The sequence below is a fragment of the Lysinibacillus sp. NPDC093692 genome, from assembly GCF_050280125.1.
Taxonomy (GTDB): domain Bacteria; phylum Bacillota; class Bacilli; order Bacillales_A; family Planococcaceae; genus Lysinibacillus.
Genome location: NZ_JBNNUW010000004.1, coordinates 59,197 through 81,538, shown reverse-complemented (window position 1 = coordinate 81,538; position 22,342 = coordinate 59,197). Strand labels below are relative to the sequence as shown.

General features: G+C 38.9%; 24 protein-coding genes. 23 read left to right on the top strand and 1 reads right to left on the bottom strand.

The features are described 5' to 3' along the window. Positions 1 to 348: 348 nt before the first annotated feature. The 18 genes from ACQKN4_RS06195 to ACQKN4_RS06110 all read left to right on the top strand — a co-directional run bounded on the left by ACQKN4_RS06195 (position 349) and on the right by ACQKN4_RS06110 (position 17,312). On the top strand, positions 349 to 1,974 hold the full coding sequence (locus ACQKN4_RS06195) for a long-chain fatty acid--CoA ligase (protein WP_427482855.1): 1,626 nt from the start codon (positions 349 to 351) through the stop codon (positions 1,972 to 1,974). Positions 1,975 to 2,086: 112 nt separating this feature from the next. Further along, on the top strand, positions 2,087 to 2,329 hold the full coding sequence (locus ACQKN4_RS06190) for a hypothetical protein (protein ID WP_427482853.1): 243 nt from the start codon (positions 2,087 to 2,089) through the stop codon (positions 2,327 to 2,329). Positions 2,330 to 2,775: 446 nt separating this feature from the next. Beyond that, the gene (locus tag ACQKN4_RS06185) at positions 2,776 to 3,006 is read left to right on the top strand and encodes a hypothetical protein (protein WP_079559916.1); all 231 of its coding nucleotides are present in this window, start codon (positions 2,776 to 2,778) and stop codon (positions 3,004 to 3,006) included. An 84-nt stretch (positions 3,007 to 3,090) separates the two neighbouring features. Continuing rightward, positions 3,091 to 3,861 carry a CheR family methyltransferase gene (locus tag ACQKN4_RS06180; RefSeq protein WP_079559917.1) on the top strand — a complete coding sequence of 257 codons (771 nt, stop codon included), beginning with the start codon at positions 3,091 to 3,093 and terminating at the stop codon, positions 3,859 to 3,861. Positions 3,862 to 4,218: 357 nt separating this feature from the next. Further along, on the top strand, positions 4,219 to 5,400 hold the full coding sequence (gene aroC / locus ACQKN4_RS06175; protein WP_427482851.1) for a chorismate synthase: 1,182 nt from the start codon (positions 4,219 to 4,221) through the stop codon (positions 5,398 to 5,400). 3 nt (positions 5,401 to 5,403) lie between these two features. Beyond that, a complete protein-coding gene (gene aroB, locus ACQKN4_RS06170) occupies positions 5,404 to 6,495 on the top strand; it encodes a 3-dehydroquinate synthase (RefSeq protein WP_079559919.1) in 1,092 nt (363 codons plus the stop codon). Beyond that, positions 6,492 to 6,860 carry a chorismate mutase gene (gene aroH, locus ACQKN4_RS06165; protein ID WP_079559920.1) on the top strand — a complete coding sequence of 123 codons (369 nt, stop codon included), beginning with the start codon at positions 6,492 to 6,494 and terminating at the stop codon, positions 6,858 to 6,860. The genes aroB and aroH overlap by 4 nt, the downstream gene beginning before the upstream one ends. Positions 6,861 to 6,878: 18 nt before the next feature. Next, the gene (gene hisC, locus ACQKN4_RS06160) at positions 6,879 to 7,979 is read left to right on the top strand and encodes a histidinol-phosphate transaminase (RefSeq protein WP_427482848.1); all 1,101 of its coding nucleotides are present in this window, start codon (positions 6,879 to 6,881) and stop codon (positions 7,977 to 7,979) included. Beyond that, positions 7,976 to 9,076 carry a prephenate dehydrogenase gene (locus tag ACQKN4_RS06155; protein WP_079559922.1) on the top strand — a complete coding sequence of 367 codons (1,101 nt, stop codon included), beginning with the start codon at positions 7,976 to 7,978 and terminating at the stop codon, positions 9,074 to 9,076. The genes hisC and ACQKN4_RS06155 overlap by 4 nt, the downstream gene beginning before the upstream one ends. A 92-nt stretch (positions 9,077 to 9,168) precedes the next feature. Continuing rightward, positions 9,169 to 10,455: a 3-phosphoshikimate 1-carboxyvinyltransferase gene (gene aroA, locus ACQKN4_RS06150; protein WP_427482846.1), complete on the top strand. Its 1,287-nt coding sequence runs from the start codon at positions 9,169 to 9,171 to the stop codon at positions 10,453 to 10,455. A 317-nt stretch (positions 10,456 to 10,772) separates the two neighbouring features. Then, the gene (locus ACQKN4_RS06145; RefSeq protein ID WP_427482844.1) at positions 10,773 to 12,041 is read left to right on the top strand and encodes a tetratricopeptide repeat protein; all 1,269 of its coding nucleotides are present in this window, start codon (positions 10,773 to 10,775) and stop codon (positions 12,039 to 12,041) included. A 14-nt stretch (positions 12,042 to 12,055) separates the two neighbouring features. After that, positions 12,056 to 12,613, top strand: a complete 558-nt coding sequence (locus ACQKN4_RS06140) for a ReoY family proteolytic degradation factor (RefSeq protein WP_079559925.1) — start codon at positions 12,056 to 12,058, stop codon at positions 12,611 to 12,613. 164 nt (positions 12,614 to 12,777) lie between these two features. Beyond that, positions 12,778 to 13,227 carry a DUF2487 family protein gene (locus ACQKN4_RS06135; RefSeq protein ID WP_079559926.1) on the top strand — a complete coding sequence of 150 codons (450 nt, stop codon included), beginning with the start codon at positions 12,778 to 12,780 and terminating at the stop codon, positions 13,225 to 13,227. A 154-nt stretch (positions 13,228 to 13,381) separates the two neighbouring features. Then, positions 13,382 to 13,888, top strand: a complete 507-nt coding sequence (locus tag ACQKN4_RS06130; protein ID WP_079559927.1) for a ubiquinol-cytochrome c reductase iron-sulfur subunit — start codon at positions 13,382 to 13,384, stop codon at positions 13,886 to 13,888. A 14-nt stretch (positions 13,889 to 13,902) separates the two neighbouring features. Continuing rightward, positions 13,903 to 14,577, top strand: a complete 675-nt coding sequence (qcrB, locus tag ACQKN4_RS06125) for a menaquinol-cytochrome c reductase cytochrome b subunit (RefSeq protein ID WP_049666761.1) — start codon at positions 13,903 to 13,905, stop codon at positions 14,575 to 14,577. Between the two features lie 42 nt (positions 14,578 to 14,619). Next, complete coding sequence (locus ACQKN4_RS06120; RefSeq protein ID WP_079559928.1) at positions 14,620 to 15,414, top strand: menaquinol-cytochrome c reductase cytochrome b/c subunit; 795 nt, start codon at positions 14,620 to 14,622, stop codon at positions 15,412 to 15,414. A 566-nt stretch (positions 15,415 to 15,980) separates the two neighbouring features. Then, positions 15,981 to 16,577, top strand: coding sequence for a DUF1405 domain-containing protein (locus tag ACQKN4_RS06115; protein ID WP_427482841.1), 597 nt, complete (start codon positions 15,981 to 15,983; stop codon positions 16,575 to 16,577). Positions 16,578 to 16,637: 60 nt separating this feature from the next. Next, the gene (locus ACQKN4_RS06110) at positions 16,638 to 17,312 is read left to right on the top strand and encodes a zinc metallopeptidase (RefSeq protein WP_079560351.1); all 675 of its coding nucleotides are present in this window, start codon (positions 16,638 to 16,640) and stop codon (positions 17,310 to 17,312) included. Positions 17,313 to 17,435: 123 nt separating this feature from the next. On the opposite strand, the gene ACQKN4_RS06105 is transcribed toward ACQKN4_RS06110, so the two are convergent. After that, positions 17,436 to 18,305, bottom strand: coding sequence for a YitT family protein (locus ACQKN4_RS06105; RefSeq protein WP_079559930.1), 870 nt, complete (start codon positions 18,303 to 18,305; stop codon positions 17,436 to 17,438). 115 nt (positions 18,306 to 18,420) lie between these two features. On the opposite strand from ACQKN4_RS06105, the gene ACQKN4_RS06100 reads away from it, so the two are divergent. The 5 genes from ACQKN4_RS06100 to ACQKN4_RS06080 are packed head-to-tail and all read left to right on the top strand — an operon-like array spanning position 18,421 to position 22,321. Next, positions 18,421 to 18,756 (top strand): nucleotide pyrophosphohydrolase, encoded by a 336-nt coding sequence (locus ACQKN4_RS06100; RefSeq protein WP_079559931.1) that lies wholly within the window; start codon positions 18,421 to 18,423, stop codon positions 18,754 to 18,756. Then, complete coding sequence (dapB, locus tag ACQKN4_RS06095; protein WP_079559932.1) at positions 18,756 to 19,553, top strand: 4-hydroxy-tetrahydrodipicolinate reductase; 798 nt, start codon at positions 18,756 to 18,758, stop codon at positions 19,551 to 19,553. Before ACQKN4_RS06100 ends, dapB begins: the two co-directional genes overlap by 1 nt. Before the next feature lie 19 nt (positions 19,554 to 19,572). Further along, complete coding sequence (gene mgsA, locus ACQKN4_RS06090) at positions 19,573 to 19,977, top strand: methylglyoxal synthase (protein WP_079559933.1); 405 nt, start codon at positions 19,573 to 19,575, stop codon at positions 19,975 to 19,977. Between the two features lie 33 nt (positions 19,978 to 20,010). Further along, positions 20,011 to 21,156, top strand: a complete 1,146-nt coding sequence (gene bshA / locus ACQKN4_RS06085; RefSeq protein ID WP_079559934.1) for an N-acetyl-alpha-D-glucosaminyl L-malate synthase BshA — start codon at positions 20,011 to 20,013, stop codon at positions 21,154 to 21,156. After that, the gene (locus ACQKN4_RS06080; RefSeq protein WP_427482837.1) at positions 21,128 to 22,321 is read left to right on the top strand and encodes a CCA tRNA nucleotidyltransferase; all 1,194 of its coding nucleotides are present in this window, start codon (positions 21,128 to 21,130) and stop codon (positions 22,319 to 22,321) included. Before bshA ends, ACQKN4_RS06080 begins: the two co-directional genes overlap by 29 nt. The last annotated feature ends 21 nt before the right edge of the window (positions 22,322 to 22,342 follow it).

Sequence of the window (22,342 nt, the reverse complement as noted above, 5' to 3'; positions counted from 1 at the left end):
TTATATGGTTCATCAACAAAAATTGTGATGACTTTTGTTAAAACGTCTACTATGTAAATAAGTTGATTGGAGTGGAGGCTGGGCGACTCCTTGGGGATTAGCGATAGGGGAACGAAGGCTAAGAGCATCACATCCTGTGATAACGCCTTCGTGACCGACGTCGTGTTGGCCCGAGACCCTGGAGCGAGCAGAGCGAGTGAAGCGGCTCATCGGACGCCCCCAGGAAAGCGCCCCGCCGGAACGGAAATCAACCACACGATATGGTAATGATCCTTTTATATGTAATTATTGGTAGCAGCAGAAGCCTTGGACGATTCAAAAATTATATAAACAAAGGGGAGCGTTGTTATGCATATGATGGATACACCTTTATTATTAACAAGTTTTTTGGATCGAGCAGAACGATTTTTCCATGCGAAAAAAATATATTCGCGGACAAGCACTACAACAATTCATGAGTTTACTTATAAAGAATATGTAAAACGAACTCGTAAACTAGCAGATGCCCTTACAAAGCTGGGAATGGAAAGAGGGATGAAGGTAGGTACCTTCGCTTGGAATCACCACCGCCATTTAGAAGCATATTTTGCAGTGCCATGCGCAGGAGCTGTATTGCATATGATTAATATTCGATTAGCGCCTGAGCATATTGCTTATGTTATTAATCACGCAGAAGATGAAATATTACTAATTGATGATAACTTAGTTCCACTTATTGCACCAATTGTCTCACAGCTTAAAACAGTCAAGCACTTTGTCGTAATGGGAGATGATATCGTGCTAGAAAATATCCCACTACCGAATGCTCTGTCTTATGAGGCATTAGTCGATGAGGCGAATGAAGACTTTAAATTCCTAGATGATTTAGATGAAAATACACCTGCTGGTATGTGTTATACAAGCGCAACTACAGGAATGCCAAAGGGTGTTGTGTATACTCATCGTAGTATTGTCCTCCATACTATGGCAGCAGGACTTTCTGATAGTATAGCTATCAGCGAGACAGACGTTGTATTACCTGTTGTACCAATGTTCCATGCGAATGCGTGGGGATTTCCGTTTGCTGGTGTATTATTTGGAGCCACACAGGTGCTCCCTGGGCCAATGTTTACACCACAGCTATTACTTGATTTATTTGAAACATATAAGGTAACGCTGACTGCAGGAGTACCTACGATTTGGCTTGGGCTATTACAGGAGCAACGTAAAAATCCTCGTGATTTGTCTTCAATACGGTTGATTGTTTGTGGTGGTTCAGCGTCGCCGAACGGTCTAGTTCGTGGTTTTGAGGAGGAGCTTAAAATTCCTTATATGACGGGCTACGGTATGACCGAGACATCGCCGCTTGTTAGTATATCGACGTATTTAACTCATATGCAAGATTATACGTTGGATGAAAAAATAGATGTTCGCACTACGCAGGGAATAACGGTGCCACTCATTGAAACACGTGTAGTCAATGAAAACGGTGAAGTACCCTGGGATGGCAAAACAATGGGTGAATTGACAATTAGGGGTCCATGGATTGCTGCTGAGTATTATAACGATGAACGAACATATGAAGCCTTTAAAGATGGTTGGCTTTACACGGGTGATATTGCGGTAGTGACAGTGGATGGTTATATTAAAATTACAGATCGTACGAAAGATTTAATAAAAAGTGGTGGCGAATGGATTTCTTCGGTAGACCTAGAAAATGCCTTGATGTCACATCCTAAAGTGTTGGAGGCAGCTGTTATAGCTATTCCTCACGAAAAATGGATAGAACGACCTCTAGCGTGTGTTGTACCGAAGCCTGAATGTAAAGATTCTATTACGAAATCAGAGCTACTAGAAGATTTACAATCGCAATTCCATAAAACATGGATTCCTGATGATGTTGTATTTTTAAATGAGATACCTAAAACTTCTGTAGGGAAGTTCATGAAGGTAAAATTGCGAGAAGATTTAAAGGATTATCGTGTAGAGGTTTAGGAGCCTAAAAAAATGAAGGTGGTGACTGACTACCTTCATTTTTTTATTTGAAATATAGGAACATCTCCATAGCGTGGGGTGTGGAAAAAGTATTGGGAATCATGCCCCTGACATGCTAGTGGAAATCATCAATCAAAAATTAGGTTACACAAAGCTAACTATATGGAAAGTAAATACGATAACCTTTAGAGCCAGTCAGTATAGTCATGTGACGGGTCGTTATGAAAAGAAAAAACTACATCAACGTTGGAGTCAAATTGGAAGTCATCTCGTACAACGAGATTTATATAGTGCGTTTTTACTGATGAATAGTGATACAAGTTTACAAAATACTAATCAAGACTTATGCAATTAAACGTTTACTACCTTTTTAGAGTTACACAATCAACATATAGAAGACTTGAAACAAGTAAAGAAAACATTCCCTCTTAGCATGGATATGGGTATCAAACAAATAAAGTGAAGAGTATTCCCCCGCAGGTAGAGACCTACTTTCGTTAAAACTCATTGCCAACACAACTTCGGTTGTGTAGATTAGAAAGTTTTATGGAACAGAAGATAAATCAAAGATGTTGTACACAGGACATGGCAACACCATCTGTGGAGAGCTTTGTAACGCTTCTCTTAAGTATATAAGAACCCCGCTGCTTTAGCTGTGGGAGTAGTCAGAAATGAGTTATTCAAGAACATGATACAAATAATGGAATATTTTTTCTGAAATAGTGAAAGAATGAAAAGAAAAGTGAAACTATTTTTTCCATTTTACCGTATAATCATTATTAATGAGAGGATGTGGACGTATTGTCAATTGCAATAGTTGCTATTATTGGTGGAGTAGTTATTAGTTTAGCAGGGATTTTTACTGATGCTCATACAAGAAAGGAAAAAATTAGATTAAAGGCTATTGAGAAAGAAACGGAGTTAGAAAAGCTTCGATTAGAAACGTATACGATGGAAACAGAAAAATTACGTCTAGAATTAGAGCAATCCAAAGTGTTATTATTAGAGGAAAAACAAAACTCAACTAAGTAACTTGGATTACATGTGAAAGAGTATTTCAGGAATGGCACTTTTCCGCTATAATGGAAATACGACGCTAGAGGGGAAGAAGACCGCATGTCTGATTATGAACAGTTTATAGAAGGTATAAAGCGCAAAACAGGAATAGATTTAGCGCTATATAAAGAAGCGCAAATGAAAAGACGATTAACATCTCTGTATGAGAAAAAAGGATATCGTAATTTTGTGGACTTTCTAAAGGCACTTGAACAAGATCGTGATTTAATGAATGAGTTTTTAGATCGCATGACGATCAATGTTTCCGAATTTTATCGTAATGGGAAGCGTTGGGAAGTGTTACAGAAAAAAATATTTCCGAAATTACTGCAATCTAATAAGCGTTTAAAAATTTGGAGTGCTGCTTGTTCAACAGGTGAAGAACCTTATTCTTTAGTTATGGTATTATCTCAGCTAGTGCCATTATCTCAAATTCAAATTGTTGCTACTGATTTAGATGAGAATGTCATTCAAAAGGCGAAATTAGGTGTGTATCCAGAGCGCTCATTAGCAGAAGTGCCGAGTGATATTAAAGCTAAGTATTTTGAGCAAGAAGGTTCCTTTTATAGGGTCAAGGATGAGATTAAACGTTGTGTGACGTTTAAGAAGCAGAATCTACTAAATGACAATTACGATTCTAATTATGATTTAATTGTTTGCCGCAATGTGATGATTTATTTTACTGAAGAAGCGAAGGATCAGATTTATACGAATTTTAGTAAAGCATTGCGCAAGGATGGGGTTTTATTTGTTGGATCTACTGAGCAAATTTTTAACCCATCTCGTTATGAGTTTGAAGTCGAGGATACATTCTTCTATAGAAGGACCTAGTAAATAATATGAGAAAAGCATTCGTACAAAAAGGCAGTATAAATGGCGTGTACATATTTTTAAAAAGCTTTAGACATAGATGAATCGTACGCTTTTCGCTTTGCCATAAGCAAAAAGCGTATTTTTTATTAGTTATCGTAAAAGCATGGTTGGTGAAGATTAATGATTAGTGGAGATTTTCTATGTACATCATTCAGAATATTCTAATTTAAAAACGGATAAAGTTGCTGGGTAATTCGGAATTTGCAAACAATTGAAACGAGTCTTGAAAGACATTTGCAAAAGGACTGTTTTTTTAGAGAATATATGTTATAGTGAAAAATACATACTTTAGCGAGTTGAAGGGAGAAAGTGTTTATGCGTTACTTAACAGCGGGAGAGTCACATGGCCCCCAATTAACAACAATTATTGAAGGTTTACCATCGCTCTTACCAATTACAGCAGAAAAAATTAACCACGATTTAAAGCGTCGTCAAGGAGGACATGGGCGAGGTCGCCGTATGCAAATCGAAACGGATACAGTAGATATTGTTGCTGGTGTTCGTCATGGACAAACACTTGGTTCTCCTGTAGCGCTAGTAGTCACGAATGATGACTGGAAGCACTGGACAAAAATTATGGGAGCAGAACCATTAGCAGAAGATGTGAATCCTGAAGATATTAAACGTCAAATTTCACGTCCTCGTCCGGGACATGCAGATCTAGTAGGGGGCATGAAATATGGACACCGTGATTTACGTAATGTGTTAGAGCGTTCTTCAGCGCGTGAGACAACAGTTCGTGTAGCTGTAGGTTCTGTTGCAAAAGCGCTTTTAAATGAATTAGGTATTTCCATAGTGGCACATGTAACAGAAATCATTGGTATTAAAGCAGACACTTCCTTAGTAGAAGGAAAATCAGTAGATGAAATTCGTGCCATTGTTGAAGCTGATCCTTGTTATTGTGTTGACCCAGAGGCTTCCGCAAAAATGGTGGCAGCAATCGATGAAGCGAAAAAAGCAGGAGACTCAATTGGTGGTGTTGTTGAAGTCATTGTAGAAGGAATGCCAGCCGGTGTTGGTTCTTATGTTCATTATGACCGAAAGCTAGATTCGAAATTAGCAGCTGCCATGTTATCTATCAATGCATTTAAAGGTGTTGAATTTGGAATCGGATTTGAAATGGCACGCCGTAAAGGCTCTGAAGTCCATGATGAAATTATTTGGTCAGAGGAAGAAGGCTATACACGTGCAACGAATCGACTTGGCGGCTTAGAAGGTGGAATGTCTACTGGAATGCCAATTGTTGTACGTGGTGTAATGAAGCCAATTCCTACATTATATAAACCGTTACAAAGTGTTGATATTGAAACGAAAGAGCCATTTAAAGCTAGTGTAGAACGCTCTGATAGCTGTGCAGTACCAGCAGCATCAGTTGTTGCTGAGCACGTTATTGCCTGGGAAATAGCGAATGCGATTGTAGAACAATTCCATAGCGATCAATTACCTCAACTAAAAGCTCAAATCGACGAACACCGTCGATCTACAAAGGGGTTCTAATTTATGCGAGTACCAGTAGCGACGAAGTCACATCAATATGAGGTTGTCATTGGTCATAATTTTTTGGCAGAAGCAGTAAAAGAATTCGATGATCAGCTTCAAAAAGCCGATAAACTCATCGTTTTTACGGATGCTAATGTGTGGGCAGCGCAAGGAGATTATTTCAAGGCTAATTTCCCTTATCATTTTGAGGTCTTTGTCTTACCAGGTGGTGAGGCATGTAAAACCTTCGAACAATACTTTGCGGCACAAACGTTTTTACTTGAACAAAAATGCTCACGTAAATCATTTGTTTTTGCATTTGGTGGGGGTGCTGTAGGTGATTTAACAGGCTTTGTTGCTGCCACATATATGCGAGGGGTGCCGTTTATTCAAATTCCAACAACGATTTTAGCACATGACTCAGCGGTAGGCGGTAAGACAGCTATTAACCATCCACTAGGTAAGAATATGATTGGGGCGTTTTATCAACCTGAGGGAGTCATTTACGATACTATATTTATCGACAGCTTACCTGAGCGTGAAGTACGTTCAGGAACAGCTGAAGTGATCAAGCATGCGATGATTTCGAATGCAGCGTGGTTAGAGGAATTAATGGCTGTAGAGACGGTTATTCATTTCAGCACAGAAGAATTAGCGAAGCAGCTTAGAAAAGGAATTGAAGTAAAAGCGCAAATAGTAGCAGAGGACGAAACCGAGCAATCCGTGCGGAAATTTTTAAACTTAGGTCATACTTATGGTCATGCCATTGAAGCGGCCGCTGGTTATGGAAAAGTAGCGCATGGCGAGGCTGTAATGATTGGACTCGTGTATTGTTTATTATTAAGTGAAAGATACGGAAAATTAGACCGTAACTTCACTACAGCATTTTTACATTTTGCAGTGAAGAATGGCTATCCATTTGAATCTGTGAAAATGTATACTTTTGATCAGTTAACAGAGTATTTAATGAAAGATAAAAAAGCGGAGTATGGTATTTTACAATTTGTATTATTGGATGAAATTGGTAAACCTTTCGTGCAACCAATTGATTTAACAGAATGCAGAGAAGTAGACACCGAATTCCGACAGCTATTAGCGGAGGTGCTTGTATGATTCGTGGACTTAGAGGAGCAATTACAATTGAATCTGACAGGCCAGAGCTTGTATGGGATGAGACAGCAAGATTAGTGCGTGAAGTAGTAACAGCAAATAACGTGGAAATCGATGATATTGCTTCCATACTTATTTCCACAACACCTGATATTACGTCAGCATTTCCTGCACGTGCTGTACGGTTAATGGACGGATGGCAATATGTACCTGTCATGTGTACGCATGAAATGGACGTGCCAAACGCACTGCCACTTTGTATTCGTGTATTAATACATGCGAATGTAGAAGTGGCACAAAAAGATGTAAAACACTTGTATCTCAATGATGCAGTGAAATTAAGACCAGATTTAGCCCAAGCTAAATAATTAGAGGAGATGTTTAAGATGAAATGGAAACAACAACTGGACGGTATGCAAGCATATAAGCCTGGTAAACCAATTGAAGAAGTACAACGAGAATATGGCTTACAAGAAGTCGTAAAATTAGCATCTAACGAAAACCCATTTGGGTGCTCACCTAAGGTAACTGCTTATTTACAAAATAATTCAGTAAATCATGCTATCTATCCAGACGGCTATGCGCAAAATTTACGTACAGCTGTTGCAAATAATCTAGGTGTCAAAGAAACACAGCTTCTTTTTGGTAACGGCTCCGACGATATCATTGCGATTATTACTCGTGCATTGTTGTATCCAGGTGTAAACACAGTGATGGCAGACCCATCTTTCTCTCAATACTGGCATAATGCTGCAATAGAAGGTGCGGAGGTACGTAAAATTCCTTGTATCGAAGGTACACATGACCTAGCAGCAATGATAGCAGCAATTGATGGAAACACATCGGTCGTTTGGGTTTGTAGTCCAAATAATCCAACAGGTGTTGTGATACCAGATGTTGAATTACGAGCATTTTTAGCTAAAGTACCAAGTGATGTGCTAGTAGTATTAGATGAAGCTTACATCGAATACGTAACACATCCTGGTCACAGAGATACTCTACCTATTATTGACGAGTTTCCAAATGTACTATTGTTGCGTACATTCTCAAAAGCATATGGTCTTGCTTCTTTCCGAGTTGGTTATGCAATTGGGCAACCAGACGTGATTGCTAAACTAGATCCCGTAAGATCGCCATTTAATAATACAATTCTAAGTCAAGCGGTTGCGACAATCGCTTTAAGTGATCAAGATTTTATAAAGGCTTGCCGAGAAGCAAATGAAAAAGGTAAAAAACAATATGTTGATTTTTGTGAAAAGCATAATTTGCAATACTTCCCGTCTGATACGAACTTTATTTTCTTTAATACGAATGCCGATAGTGATGTTGTTTTCAATGAGCTAATGAAACGAGGCTTTATCATCCGTAGTGGAAATGCATTAGGATTACCTGGGTTTATCCGCGTGACAATCGGAACAGAGGCTCAAAATGAAGCGTTGCTAGGTCACCTTGAAAACGTCTTAAAAGAGCAAGGAGTTTTTGCATGACGACACGTAAAGTGCTCGTTATTGGGCTAGGCCTCATTGGAGGCTCAATTGCCTTAGCGTTACAAAAGGCACCCGAAACAAAAATTATTGGCTATGATATGGATGAGAAAACACGTGAACATGCGAAAACGTTAAATATTGTGCATGATATTGTGACAGATCCAAAAGAAGTGGTGGACGACGTAGATGTTATCATTTTTGGAACTCCCGTTAACGCAACTCTTGAATGGATGGAACAATTAAAAACATGGCCGTTGAAAAATAAAGTAATCGTAACAGATACAGGTAGTACAAAAAAGAGGATTATGCAAAAGGCTGGGGAACTACGTGAGTTAGGCATTACCTTTATTGGAGGACATCCAATGGCAGGCTCACATAAAAGCGGTGTTTTAGCTGCAAAGGCTCACCTTTTTGAAAATGCGTATTATATGCTAACACCACTTGCTGGTGAAGAAATTGTCCATATGGCACAGCTTGAAAGTTTATTAAAGTTTACACATGCAAAGGTTGTAAGTGTATCTGCTCGTGAGCATGATCATATGACAGCTGTAGTTAGTCACTTCCCGCATGTAATTGCTGCTTCTCTTGTGCACCAGTTGGGCGGAGAAAATGGTGAGTATCCGATGACACGTTCACTTGCTGCAGGGGGCTTCCGTGATGTAACGCGTATTGCGTCATCCAATCCGATTTTATGGCGAGATATTACATTGCAAAATCGAGATGAGCTAATTGCACAGCTAGATGGCTGGGAAAAGGAAATGAGTCGTGTTAAGGAGCTCCTTTTAAATGGTAGCTCGGAGGACATTGAAAAATACTTTGCAGTTGCCAAAGAGCTAAGAGATGAATTACCGATTAGTGCTGGAGCAATGTTTACATCATTTGACTTATATGTTGATGTTCCTGACTATCCGGGTGTTATTTCTGAGGTGATAGGCATACTTGCAGATGAAGCGATTAGTATTACGAATTTACGTATCGTAGAGTCACGAGAGGACGTGTTCGGAATCCTTGTTATTAGCTTACAAAGCGAAAGTGACCGTGAACGAGCAGCAGCGTGTATACAAAAGCGTGCTAAATATGAAACATATATTTCATAGGCAGACTAGAAAAGCTTAATAAGAAATACATTTTTTAAAGAAAGCGTCGAAATTACGGCGCTTTCTATCTTCATATTGGGGGGAAGAAAACGATGAGTGAAAAAGTATTACAATATGATAAACCTTCCTTACAAGGGACTTTAACGATTCCAGGTGATAAATCTGTTTCTCACCGTTCCGTTATGTTTGGAGCGATTGCAACGGGTAAAACGACAGTTGATGGCTTTTTATTAGGGGAGGATTGTTTGAGTACAATTGATTGCTTCCGAAAGCTTGGTGTGAAGATTGACGTGGAAGGAACAAATGTATCTATCGACAGTCCAGGTATAGAGGGGTGGCAAGAGCCCACTGAGGTACTATACACAGGAAACTCTGGTACGACGACGCGTTTGATGCTAGGGATTCTAGCCGGATCTAATGTCCACTCAGTAATGACAGGAGATGCGTCCATTGGAAAACGACCGATGCGCCGTGTTATTGATCCGTTACGTCAAATGGGTGCACACATTACTGGAAGGGCAGATGGACAATATACACCATTAGCCATTCAAGGTACAACATTACAAGCTATTGATTACCACATGCCTGTTGCGAGTGCTCAGGTGAAGTCAGCTATTTTACTTGCGGGTTTACGTGCTGAAGGTACTACAATTGTGCGAGAAACGGAAGTATCTCGAGATCATACTGAGAGAATGCTACGTCAATTTGGTGCACGGGTTGACGAGGTGGATGGTGTTATTGCATTACAAGGAGGGCAAACTCTAACGGGGACGCATGTTTCTGTACCAGGTGATATTTCATCAGCAGCATTTTTCTTAGTAGCAGGAGCTATTTGTGAAGGTAGTAAAATAACGCTGGAAAATGTCGGAATTAATCCAACACGAGATGGTATCATCGAAGTACTTCATAATATGGGTGCATCGATAACGGTTATGCCGAATGAAGATAGCCAATCAGAGCCGACAGCAACAATTACAATAGAAACGTCAGCATTAAAAGGAACTACAATTGAAGGAGATATTATTCCTCGTCTTATCGATGAAATCCCGATTCTTGCTTTATTAGCAACGCAGGCAAATGGCAAAACGATTATTAAGGGTGCCGAGGAGTTAAAAGTGAAGGAAACAGATCGGATAACGGCTGTAGTGGATGAATTGAAAAAACTAGGTGCTTCTATTGAAGCGACTGAGGATGGAATGATTATTGAAGGACCAACTCCATTACGTGGTGCTCACTTAAAAACTTACGGTGATCATCGTATAGGCATGATGGGCGCTGTTGCTGCATTAATAACAGACGGTACTATAACTTTAGATGATGCAGAATGTATTGCGGTTTCTTATCCATCGTTTTTCGAGCACATAGAGGAAGTAAAGTAAAGTCTATCTTTATTCAGCAGAATACTCCTACCTCTGACTGTGGAGAGATGATTGCGGTTGAGGTTTCTTTTTAGTGGATGTACCAAACGCCTACTGAAATGTAGGAACTCACTCTTAAGCATGCCACGTTCTGTGCCAATACCGAAATGGCCGACATCGTGTCGGCCATCGTGTGCAGACCTGGGCACAATTCAAAATCCGGACTAAATTGCGCCAAGGCGAAATTAATCCTGACTCTCCAAGTCTTTTGGGGAGTTTTTTCTTGTTTCGAAAGAAAATGTTTTGTAGCATAAAGATATAAATGAAAGAATAGGTGAATGACTGTGAACAATGCGATGACTGAAATGATGCAAGCACTTGAACAAGGAGACTTAGCATTAATTGAACAGCTACTTGAATCATTTTTAACGAAGGAGCTACCTGAGGAAATTTATACGCTAGCAGAAATGTTTATGCAGTATGGGTATATGAAGGAAGCTGACCGTGTACTGGAGCATTTACAATTTTTATTCCCAGAAGAGGCACAGTTGAAAATTGATCGTGCAAACGTCTTAATGGAACTTGGCGCTGAAGATGAAGCGCTAGATTTTTTATTAGAAATAGAGGAGACATCTCCAGAATATCCCCAAGCATTATTAGTATTAGCGGATTATTATCAAATGCAAGGGTTATTCGAAGTAGCGGAAATGCGTATTAATGAGGCCCTATCTATATTACCAGACGAGCCATTATTACAATTTGCTAAAGCGGAGCTTTTATTTGAAACGGGTCGTTTTTTAGAGGCTGCGAGACTATATGAAGAATTATATGAACAACAAGTTGAATTTGCAGGGATAAGTCTTGTTGAAAGACTTGCTGAGGTGTATCGTGCTGGAGCTGCCTATGAAACAGCTTTAGATTACTATTTAAAAGCACTTGACGATGAAATAAAGCCAGATGTTTTATTTGGTGCTGCATATTCGGCCTTTCAATCACAAAAATATGAGATGGCCATTAAACAATTAGAAGAATTAAAAGAATTAGACCCTGATTATTTTTCTGCCTATTTATTGCTTGCTGAAAGCTATGCCATGACGGAGGACAATAAAAAAGCTTATGCTGCCATTCTAGAAGGATTAAAGCGTGATGAATATGATAAGTCCTTATATTTATTTGCAGGTAAAATGGCTTTAAAAACTGGTTTGCCAGATGAGGGTGAACAGCATCTACGTGAAGCTATTGCCTTAGATCCTGAATACATGGAGGCAGTATTGGCATTAATCTCTGTGTTGGCACAGCAAGAGCGTCATGAGGATGTAATAGAATTATTTGAAGAGTTGCAAAAAAATGATTTTGAATGGAGCACATTATACCCATTTGCTGCGGTTGCATATGAAAATTTAGAATTGTACGACCGTGCATACGAATTTTACCGTTTGGCATATAATGATTTTAAGGAAGACGCAGCATTTTTAGAAAAATATGTTTATTTCCTATTAGAAGAAGGAAAGCGTTCAGAAGCAAAAGAAGTACTTAGCCAATTAATAACTATTCAACCTGGTGAACTAGAGTGGCAAGAGAAGTTAGAAACCTTAGAATTTGAGTAAAGGAGGGAGTGGGTATGACTGCTTCTGTATCAGTTGTCGATAAAAAAGCATTTGTTAGATGGTTTTTAAAGAATTATCAATTGAAACGTCGTGAGTGTGTATGGATTTTGAATTACTTATTAAGCAACGATGAGTTATTAAAACGAATTCGATTTGTTGAAGAAGCTCATTATTGCCCTAGAGCAATGGTAATGTCAACAGTTGACTCAACAGGTGTGCCATTTCGTTTCTACAAAGGTAATGTAATGACAGCAGATGCTGAGAAATCTTTTCATGATTTACGCTTACATGAACATGAAGATATGTATATACAATTGAATTTTCCTAATGTACCTCCAAGTGCACAATACTTAGCAGTTCTTGAAGAAAACCCTTATATGCCGGAAGCACTGATTGTCAGTGAAAAAGATCGTTTACTGGCAGAAGAGCTGCTTTCCAACAGCTTACTCGTATTCCAAGAAGAAAAATTACTCGCACAAATTGATGAAGCTCTCGATCAAGGAGATGAAGAGCGGTTTTATGAATTGTCTAATTTGTTACAAGCTCTAAAGGAAACTGCTAATTTACATTAGTTATAGGCAAAAATTGAATGTCCTTTATCTACCTCAATATGATAACATAACAAGTGAATGATTGTTTTCACTTTTTATTGGTTATCCTATTGAAGAGTGGAGAAGGGCATTTTTTTATTTTCATTACGTAGTTACGTTATATGTAACATGAGGAGGTTTGTGAGATGTATTTTAATGCAAGCGATGTGACATCGTTTATGGCACAGAAGGAATTTATCGATACAGCAATTGTTCCACTCGTAACCGTCGATTTATCTCCTGAAAAAATGAAACAGAGTGGTACAGAGGCAGATTTTTTGTTATCGCTTACATCTTTTATTGAGCAACAGTTTAAAGGCCGTCTATTACTGATGCCACCATTTTCGTATAGTGCAACATTAAAAAGCGAAGATATGCCGAAGGAATTAGAGGCACAATTACATAATGCTGGTTTTAAGCATGTGTTCTTCATTACTTGTGACCATTTTTGGACAAATATTGGAGAGGAAGTAAATGTTGTTTGGCTACCAGCGATTCCGTTAGAAAGTATGGATAAAGGTGTGAAAAACTCTATTCTTGAAGATCAATTGCGACAAGTTATTCCGATGCTTTCGACCAAATGGGCACAGATTTAACAATTTGTTTCAATAAATGTTCACATTCTCCAGCTTTCCACAGAATGCTATATTGACCAAGCTATGGAGTTGATATATCATAGATATGTCCTAGTATTACTATTTGTAAAAAAATGTCCGTTGGACTGACCTTTAAGTTAGAGGGGGGAAAAAAATGAGTAATAATCGAGTTTCACGTCGTCAATTCCTAAGCTATACACTAACTGGTGTAGGTGGCTTTATGGCGGCAGGTATGCTGATGCCGATGCTTCGTTTTGCAATTGACCCAGTACTACAAAAACATACTGGTGGGGACTTTATAAAGACAGAGCATAAAATCGCTGATATTACTAAAGAACCTATTAAAGTTGACTTAAAATTTGAACAAGTTGATGCATGGTACAAATCAGAGGTAACAAACGTAGCGTGGGTTTTCAAAGAAGGCGATCAAATCGTTGCATTATCTCCTGTTTGTAAGCACTTAGGTTGTATGGTGAACTGGGGAGAAGATTCTGCACACCCAGATCAATTCTTCTGTCCTTGTCATGCTGGACGTTACGAGAAGAATGGTAAAAACATACCAGGAACACCACCAACAGGTCCGTTGGATGAATATGAAGTTAAAGAAGAAGATGGTTACTTATTGCTTGGTCCAACTAAAGCAAATACTCTAGTTAAGTAAGGGGGTACAAAACAGTGCTAAATAAAATTTATGATTGGGTCGATGAACGCTTAGATATTACACCTATTTGGCGTGATATTGCCGACCACGAAGTGCCAGAGCACGTGAACCCTGCACATCATTTTTCAGCATTCGTTTACTGTTTCGGTGGATTAACTTTCTTCATCACGGTAATTCAAATACTATCAGGTATGTTTTTAACAATGTACTATGTACCAGACGTAGTGAATGCTTGGAAATCAGTTTATTATTTACAAAACGAAGTAGCATTTGGTGAAATCGTACGCGGTATGCACCACTGGGGAGCTTCATTAGTAATCGTAATGATGTTCTTACACACGCTTCGTGTATTCTTCACAGGTTCTTATAAGAAACCACGTGAATTAAACTGGATGGTTGGTGTAGGTATTTTTGGTGTAATGATGGGTCTTGGTTTTACAGGATACTTATTACCATGGGATATGAAAGCATTATTCGCTACAAAAGTAGGTATCGAAATTGCTGCATCTGTACCGTTTATCGGTGAATGGATTAAAATCTTATTAGCGGGTGACTCAACTATTCTTGGTGCTCAAACGTTAACACGATTCTTTGCGATTCATGTATTCTTCTTACCTGCAGTATTGTTTGGGTTACTTGCAGCACACTTTATCATGATTCGTCGTCAAGGAATTTCAGGGCCGTTGTAATAGTTCTTGACGGTTCGATGATTTTTTAAAGGAGGGGACATAATGCATCGCGGAAAAGGAATGAAATTTGTTGGTGATTCTCGTATTAAAGCGAATCACAAAATGCCGAACGTTCCAAAGGATTATTCCGAATATCCAGGTAAGACGGAAGCTTTCTGGCCGAACTTCTTACTAAAAGAATGGATGGTTGGTGCTGTATTTTTAATAGCTTATTTATTATTAACAGTTGCACATCCATCACCTCTTGAAGGACCAGCTGATCCAACAAGAGCATACGTGCCATTACCGGACTGGTACTTCTTATTCATGTATCAATTATTAAAATACTCATATGCTTCAGGTCCATATAATGTTATTGGAGCAATTGTAATTCCAGGTCTTGCATTTGGAGCGCTATTATTAATGCCATTTTTAGATAAAAGTCCAGAACGTCGTCCATCTAAACGCCCATTACCAACAGCGTTTATGTTATTGACATTGGCTGCTATGTTCTACTTAACTTGGGAGTCAGTTGTTAACCATGACTGGGAAGCTCAAAAAGCTATGGGTGCAATTGTAGAAGAGGTTGAGGTTGATATTGATGAATCTCTACCAGGATTTGCAATTTGGAACGGTGACACTGGTGAACAAGCTAAAACTTGTATCGGCTGTCATGCTGCTGACTTAAAAGGTGGTCCAGCTGCTCCAGCATTAGTTGGTAATAAACTAACAGCTGAAGAAGTAGAAGATATTATCCACAATGGTCGTGGCAATATGCCAGCTGGTGCTTTCGCTGGTACAGATGAAGAAGCGAAGCAATTAGCTGAATTTATTGCGAGCTTAAAGGCTAAGGAATAAGCTTTGTTTTAAAAGAGTCAGGAAACTGGCTCTTTTTTTCTAGTCTAATAATGTGACTGTTACAGTTTCAAAAAAGTTCCCGTACAATATATTATTGCAACAATAATATTTATTAGGATTTACATACTATTTAAGATCGAGACAAATGCCCATTCACTCCTGTGGAAAACTAGCAATTCAAGGCTGTATGTGTGAACAAACCGAGGAGGCAAAGCGGTAAGTTGTTGAAAATGCGGGGAAGTCACTAGAATTTATGTAGTGCTACACAGTGGGCAATACCACAATGTTTGATGCAGTCTATGTTTAAGAGGAATATTAGAAAAAAGCTCATCTACAAAGCTAAGGATGACATTGGTTAAAACCTAAGCTATATAAGTTGATTTTCGTTACGACTGGGCAGGAAAGCGCCCAGTCGTAACGGAAATCAACCCTACATTATGGTTATAAGTAAAAAATACTGCTACTATTCAATATTGAAAGAACGTGGCAAATTAACGACTATTTAATACATAATAACAGACAAAAAAGGCATCTTAGTAAAGACAGAAGATAAAGGAGTTTTAATTATGCAAATTACACGTGCAAACGTCTGGTATCTCCTTACACATAAGTCATTTTTAATACTTTTACTTATTATCAATCTATTAGGAACTATTTACGGTTATTATTGGTACGGATGGCAGCTTGCTATAACGGAACCGATTTTTTATATTTTTGTTCCGGATAGTCCGACAGCCAGCTTATTCTTTTGCTTTGTATTGTTAGCTTGGATCATGGGGAAAAAATGGCCTCTAATGGAGGTGCTAGCCCTTATTACATTAGTTAAGTATGGAATTTGGGCTGATGTGATGAATATTTGGACGTTGATTGAAACTGGATCTATTGGCTGGCAAGGCTGGATGCTTGTAGGCTCGCATTTTATGATGGCCTTCCAAGCGATTCTATACCTTGGTAAATATGTTTTTTCATATTGGCATATTGCCGTGGCAGCCGTATGGACATTGCATAATGATGTGATTGACTATGTATTTGGCCAAATGCCGATGTACCGTGATTTAGCGGATTACACAAGCTATATCGGTTATTTTACTTTTTGGTTATCGATTGCATGCATTTTTCTAGCGATCTTCTCAATTAGGTGGCGCAAATATTTGCCGAATTAGGTAATTGATTATAGAATTATAGTATCGAGATAGAAAGGGGTTAGAAAATTGTCAACAACCATGTATATTGTTTATTTTGCAATAATAATGCTACTGCCGCTTTACGCACAGATGAAAGTAAAGGGCACGTATAATAAGTTTGCAAAAGAACGTACAATGAAGGGACAAACTGGTGCAGAGATAGCGCGTGCGATTTTAGATGCAAATGGCTTATATGATGTACGAGTTGTTCCAACACAAGGTGTATTATCTGATCATTATAATCCGGCGACAAAAACAGTTGCTTTATCGGAAAGTAACTTCTACGAGGCGAGTATTGCTGGAGCTGCAGTTGCTGCCCACGAAGTTGGCCATGCCATCCAGCATAAAGAAGCTTATTCAATGCTAACATTACGTAGTAAGCTAGTGCCGGTTGCAAATATTTCATCAAATATGTCTTGGATATTTGTTATGATTGGTATTTTTGCAAGTAGTACAAATATGTTACTTTTAGGTATCATATTATTGGCAGCAGGTGTGGTTTTCCAATTAGTAACGTTGCCAGTAGAGTTTGATGCATCCAAGCGCGCGTTAGTGCAAATGAATTCTTTAGGGATTATTACAAATGAAGAAGAGCGTCCAGCGCGTAAAGTGTTAAGCGCTGCAGCATTAACATATGTTGCCGCAGCAGCAGTAGCTGTATTAGAATTATTACGTTTAGTATTAATCTTTACAAATATGCGAAGTGACGACTAATTAAAGAACTTGTTGTAGTGGTATTTCACTATAGCAAGTTTTTTAATCCGTCAAATTGTAATATGTAAAAAAAAGCCTACCTCAACGAATGTTTTATTCGAGAGAGCAGGCAAATTGTTCATTTTAATGGAGTGGTTGTTTTTGGTCGTCGAGCGTGAAGCCTTCTCCTGCCACATCCCGTACTTCTATTATAGAGACGAAAGCGTGAGGATCGACATCATAAACAATAGATTTTAAACGTACAACTTCATTGCGACCAATGACACAATAAATAACTTCTTTTTGTTGCTTCGTAAAATGGCCATGGCCTTCAAGTATAGTAATACCGCGTTCCATTCGTAATGCAATCATTTCAGCAATGGCGCTAGATTTTTCAGATATAATAAGTGCTCCACGTGCTGCATAGGCTCCTTCTTGAACAAAATCAATGACGCGCGCGCCAACAAATACCGCGACAAGGGTATACATCATAGAGCGTGCATCTAAAAACGTTATCCATGACAGTGTAATGACAATTGCGTCAAAGATGAACATCGTTTTACCCATACTCCAGCCAAAATATTTATGCCCAAGGCGAGCTAAAATATCTACACCGCCAGTTGTACCACCGAAGCGAAAGACGATACCGAGTCCTAATCCAACAAAAACTCCTGCAAAAAGTGCAACTAGTAGTAAATCATCCTCTAAATGAATAGTAAATTGATATTTTTGGAAAATTTTTAGGAAAACTGAAACAGATAAAGTTCCAACGAGCGTATAAATAAATGATTTTTTTCCAAGTAAACGATAACCAATAATAAACATAGGAATGTTTAATAGTAAATTCATGAAGGCAGGGTCCCAGCCTAGTGTAAAATAAAGTATGAGTGTAATCCCACTTAGGCCACCTTCACCAAGTTGATTTTGCATGTTGAAGTGGACGAAGCCGAAGCTAAAAATTGCAGCTCCGAGCATTATTGCGATGATATTGATGACTTTGATCTGTTTTAGCATATGACCTCCTGTAGTCCGAAACAATTGAAGTTGTGCTATCTATTATCTGACATTTTATTGTTTTTGACAACAATGGTGTAAATTTTATACGATGGTAAGTAGGAGTGTGATTTAAATGACTGAACAAGTAACAATGCAAGCTTTACAGCAGCGTGTGGATGATTATATAGGACAATTTAAGGAAGGTTATTTCCCACCATTTGAGTTATTGGCTCGTCTAACTGAGGAGCTTGGTGAATTGTCTCGCGAGGTACAGGACGTTTACGGGCAAAAGAAGAAAAAGAGTACAGAGGATGCTAACAGCATTGAAGAAGAATTAGGTGACTTTTTCTTTGTTTTAGTTTGCTTTGCAAATGCACAAGGCATTAAATTAGATGAAGCACTTTTACGCGTTATACATAAATTTGAAACAAGGGATAAAGATCGCTGGACTAGAAAGGATGAAGAATAATGTCAATTCGTGTAGCTATTGCAGGACCTAGAGGAAAGATGGGGGCTGAGGCTGTACATACGGTCATGAAGCATGACAAAATGGAATTAGTAGCTGTACTAGATTATAAGGAAGTAGGAAAAACATTAGCTGATTTGGAGATGTTTCCAGCAAGTTATACTGCTCCAATCTTTACAGACATGTCAGAGCTTGTAGAGGCAACTGCACCAGATGTATTAGTTGATTTAACAAACCCGCATGCAGTATATAAACATACTAAAGAAGCCTTGCATTTAAATGTACGCCCTGTAATTGGTACAACGGGCTTTACAGATGCACAACTAGTGGAATTATCAGCAATGGCTAAAGAAAAAGAGCTTGGCTGCATTATTGCTCCGAACTTTGCGATAGGGGCAATCCTTATGATGAAGTTTGCTAAGGAAGCGGCAAAATATTTACCTGATGTTGAAATTATTGAAATGCACCACGATCAAAAGTTAGATGCACCATCTGGAACAGCTGTTAAAACAGCACAATTGATTCAAGAGGTGCGAGCACAAAAAATGCAAGGACATCCAGAGGAAAAAGAAACACTTGAGGGTGCAAGAGGGGCAGAATTGGACGGCATGCGCCTTCACTCTGTTCGTTTACCAGGTTTAGTGGCACACCAACAAGTGTTATTTGGTGGAGACGGACAGCTTTTAACAATTCGTCATGATTCATTAAACCGTAATTCTTTTATGTCTGGTGTAGCATTTTGTGTAGAAGAAGTCATGAAAATGGATCAACTTGTATATGGTTTAGAAAACATCATCTAAAGATTGGGATGGAAGCATTATGAAAATCGCATTAATTGCACATGATCGCAAAAAAGATAATTTAGTACAGTTTGCTATTGCTTACCGTAATATTTTAAATGAGCATACGTTGTTTGCTACAGGTACAACAGGACAGCGCGTTATTGAAGCTACAGGCTTAGAGGTAACACGTTTTCGTTCTGGACCACTCGGTGGCGATCAACAAATTGGCGCAATGATTGCCAATAATGATATGGACATGGTCATTTTTTTCCGTGATCCTTTAACAGCACAACCACATGAGCCAGATGTTTCTGCACTGATCCGACTTTGTGATGTTTACCAAGTGCCACTGGCCACAAATATGGGAACTGCAGAAATATTACTAAAAGGCCTACAGGAAGGCTTTGTGGATTGGAGACTGATTCAAGAAAGACGAAATTAAAAAAAGGCGTGATTTAGAAAGGATGATAATCGAATGAAAAAGCTAAAAATCGGCATTACCTGTTATCCAACTGTTGGAGGCTCTGGTGTTATTGCAACAGAATTAGGAAAAATGCTTGCAGAGAGAGGACACGAGATTCATTTCATCACCTCAAGCGTACCATTTCGATTGAATAAAATTTATCCAACCGTCTTTTTCCATGAAGTAGAAGTTAATAATTATTCAGTATTTCAATATTCGCCATATGATATAGCATTAGCGAGTAAAATGGCGGACGTGATTAAGGATGAAGAGCTAGATGTGCTTCATGTGCATTATGCAATACCACATGCGGTCTGTGCTGTCTTAGCTCGTGAAATGAGTGGTCGTGACATTGGGATTGTCACAACGCTACATGGTACAGATATTTCGGTACTTGGGCAGGATTCCACTCTTTCACAGGCAATTAAGTATGGCATTGACAAATCTGATATCGTAACGACAGTGTCAGAGGCATTAAAGCAACAAACCTATGAGCTTATCGATACAGTAAAGCCGATTAATACGATTTACAACTTTGTAGATGAACGTGAATACTTCCCGCGCAATTCAGGAAGCCTAAAGGAACAATTCGGAATTGAAGAAGACGAAAAAGTTATTATTCACGTATCTAACTTCCGTAAAATTAAGAATCTTCCTCATATAATAGACGCATTTATGAAGATTCGCGCAAACATGAAGGCAAAACTGTTGCTTGTAGGAGATGGACCTGAAAAGCATCGTGTAATGGATCAAGTAAAGGAAAGTCCTTACATGAAGGATGTTTTATTTTTAGGTAAACAAGAAAATTTAGCTGAATTGTATGCAATCAGTGACCTTAAATTATTACTATCACAGCAAGAATCATTCGGATTAGTCTTACTTGAAGCAATGGCTTGTGGTGTACCTTGTATTGGATCGGCTGTAGGTGGTATTCCAGAAGTCATTGAACACGGTGTAGACGGTTTTATAGTGGAATTAGGAGATACAGACGCAGTGGCAGAATATGCTGTGAACCTCTTGAGTGATGAAGAGAAATTACAACGTTTCCGTGAAGCAGCCATTTGTGCTGTTGATGAAAAATTCCATTCATCAAAAATTGTAGAACAATATGAAAAATTGTATGAAAAGGTTGCTGAAAGAAATCATGCAAAACAATAAAGAATGGCAAGCGGCCTATTCAGTTATTGAACAATTAGAAAACGCGGGCTTTGAAGCAGTAATCGTCGGTGGTGCGGTACGAGATGCTATACTCGGTCGCCCTGCCCATGATGTAGATGTTGCAACAAACGCCATGCCAGACGAAGTAAAATCTGTCTTTAATCACACGGTTGATATAGGAATTCAGCATGGGACGGTACTTGTTATCGTGCCAGCTGGATCGGTGGAGGTAACGACATATCGCACAGATGGGGAATATACAGATCACCGTAGACCAGAGGAAGTGCAATTTGTACGTTCGCTAAAAGATGATCTACAGCGCCGAGACTTTACGATGAATGCTATAGCGATGCGTCGTGATGGCTCATTTGTTGATTTTTACGGGGGGCGTCAAGATATTGAGGCTGGTGTCATTCGAGCAGTAGGTGACGCACAGAAACGCTTTTCGGAAGATGCATTACGAATGCTGCGAGCCGTACGTTTTTCAGCGCAACTAGGTTTTCTAATTGAATCAGAAACCTTGCAAGCAATGCAGGGCAAGGCTGATACTATTTCTTGGATTGCAAAGGAGCGTATAAAGGCAGAGCTCGATAAGCTATGGGTAGGGAAAGATGTTTTTAATGGTATAAGAAAGCTTGAGGAAAGTAGCTTAGTGAATCATTTAAGTGGTACTTTTCAAGCAGATGACTGGTGTAAATTTAACACGCAGGACAAGCTATTAGGCTGGGCATATTTTTCAATGTTACAGGGTGATCATTGGCGAGAAGTGCTAGGTAACTATCGTTTATCGAATAAAGAGATGGCATTTGTAAAAGGTGTGCTAGCAGCCATAAAGGCTTTAAAAAATGGCTGGACGAATATGGATTACTTTTCGCATACACAACAGGAACTCGAGGCAGCTTGTTATTTTGCCGAGCTGAGACAGCTTGACGTTCAAATACCACAGCAAAGTATACAAGAAATTCAGACAAAGCTTCCCATTAGACACAAGCAAGAGCTTGTTGTAAACGGGACGAATTTATTAAAATGGTCTGGAATAAAAGGTGGCCCATGGGTAAAAGAAGCATTGCAGGCAATGCTTGAAGCGGTTGTCAATGGCGAACTTCAAAATGACCGACAGCACATAAAGAATTGGATAGAACATGATTATTTCAAAAAAGAATGATAAACGTTGATTTTTATCATT

What these genes read in the sequence shown, in the direction of transcription:
- ACQKN4_RS06195 (WP_427482855.1), top strand. Translation starts at nt 349, where the DNA reads ATGCATATGATGGATACACCTTTATTATTAACAAGTTTTTTGGATCGA.
- ACQKN4_RS06190 (WP_427482853.1), top strand. Translation starts at nt 2,087, where the DNA reads ATGCTAGTGGAAATCATCAATCAAAAATTAGGTTACACAAAGCTAACT.
- ACQKN4_RS06180 (WP_079559917.1), top strand. Translation starts at nt 3,091, where the DNA reads ATGTCTGATTATGAACAGTTTATAGAAGGTATAAAGCGCAAAACAGGA.
- aroC (WP_427482851.1), top strand. Translation starts at nt 4,219, where the DNA reads ATGCGTTACTTAACAGCGGGAGAGTCACATGGCCCCCAATTAACAACA.
- aroB (WP_079559919.1), top strand. Translation starts at nt 5,404, where the DNA reads ATGCGAGTACCAGTAGCGACGAAGTCACATCAATATGAGGTTGTCATT.
- aroH (WP_079559920.1), top strand. Translation starts at nt 6,492, where the DNA reads ATGATTCGTGGACTTAGAGGAGCAATTACAATTGAATCTGACAGGCCA.
- hisC (WP_427482848.1), top strand. Translation starts at nt 6,879, where the DNA reads ATGAAATGGAAACAACAACTGGACGGTATGCAAGCATATAAGCCTGGT.
- ACQKN4_RS06155 (WP_079559922.1), top strand. Translation starts at nt 7,976, where the DNA reads ATGACGACACGTAAAGTGCTCGTTATTGGGCTAGGCCTCATTGGAGGC.
- aroA (WP_427482846.1), top strand. Translation starts at nt 9,169, where the DNA reads ATGAGTGAAAAAGTATTACAATATGATAAACCTTCCTTACAAGGGACT.
- ACQKN4_RS06145 (WP_427482844.1), top strand. Translation starts at nt 10,773, where the DNA reads ATGACTGTGAACAATGCGATGACTGAAATGATGCAAGCACTTGAACAA.
- ACQKN4_RS06140 (WP_079559925.1), top strand. Translation starts at nt 12,056, where the DNA reads ATGACTGCTTCTGTATCAGTTGTCGATAAAAAAGCATTTGTTAGATGG.
- ACQKN4_RS06135 (WP_079559926.1), top strand. Translation starts at nt 12,778, where the DNA reads ATGTATTTTAATGCAAGCGATGTGACATCGTTTATGGCACAGAAGGAA.
- ACQKN4_RS06130 (WP_079559927.1), top strand. Translation starts at nt 13,382, where the DNA reads ATGAGTAATAATCGAGTTTCACGTCGTCAATTCCTAAGCTATACACTA.
- ACQKN4_RS06120 (WP_079559928.1), top strand. Translation starts at nt 14,620, where the DNA reads ATGCATCGCGGAAAAGGAATGAAATTTGTTGGTGATTCTCGTATTAAA.
- ACQKN4_RS06115 (WP_427482841.1), top strand. Translation starts at nt 15,981, where the DNA reads ATGCAAATTACACGTGCAAACGTCTGGTATCTCCTTACACATAAGTCA.
- ACQKN4_RS06110 (WP_079560351.1), top strand. Translation starts at nt 16,638, where the DNA reads ATGTATATTGTTTATTTTGCAATAATAATGCTACTGCCGCTTTACGCA.
- ACQKN4_RS06105 (WP_079559930.1), bottom strand. Translation starts at nt 18,305, where the DNA reads ATGCTAAAACAGATCAAAGTCATCAATATCATCGCAATAATGCTCGGA.
- ACQKN4_RS06100 (WP_079559931.1), top strand. Translation starts at nt 18,421, where the DNA reads ATGACTGAACAAGTAACAATGCAAGCTTTACAGCAGCGTGTGGATGAT.
- dapB (WP_079559932.1), top strand. Translation starts at nt 18,756, where the DNA reads ATGTCAATTCGTGTAGCTATTGCAGGACCTAGAGGAAAGATGGGGGCT.
- mgsA (WP_079559933.1), top strand. Translation starts at nt 19,573, where the DNA reads ATGAAAATCGCATTAATTGCACATGATCGCAAAAAAGATAATTTAGTA.
- bshA (WP_079559934.1), top strand. Translation starts at nt 20,011, where the DNA reads ATGAAAAAGCTAAAAATCGGCATTACCTGTTATCCAACTGTTGGAGGC.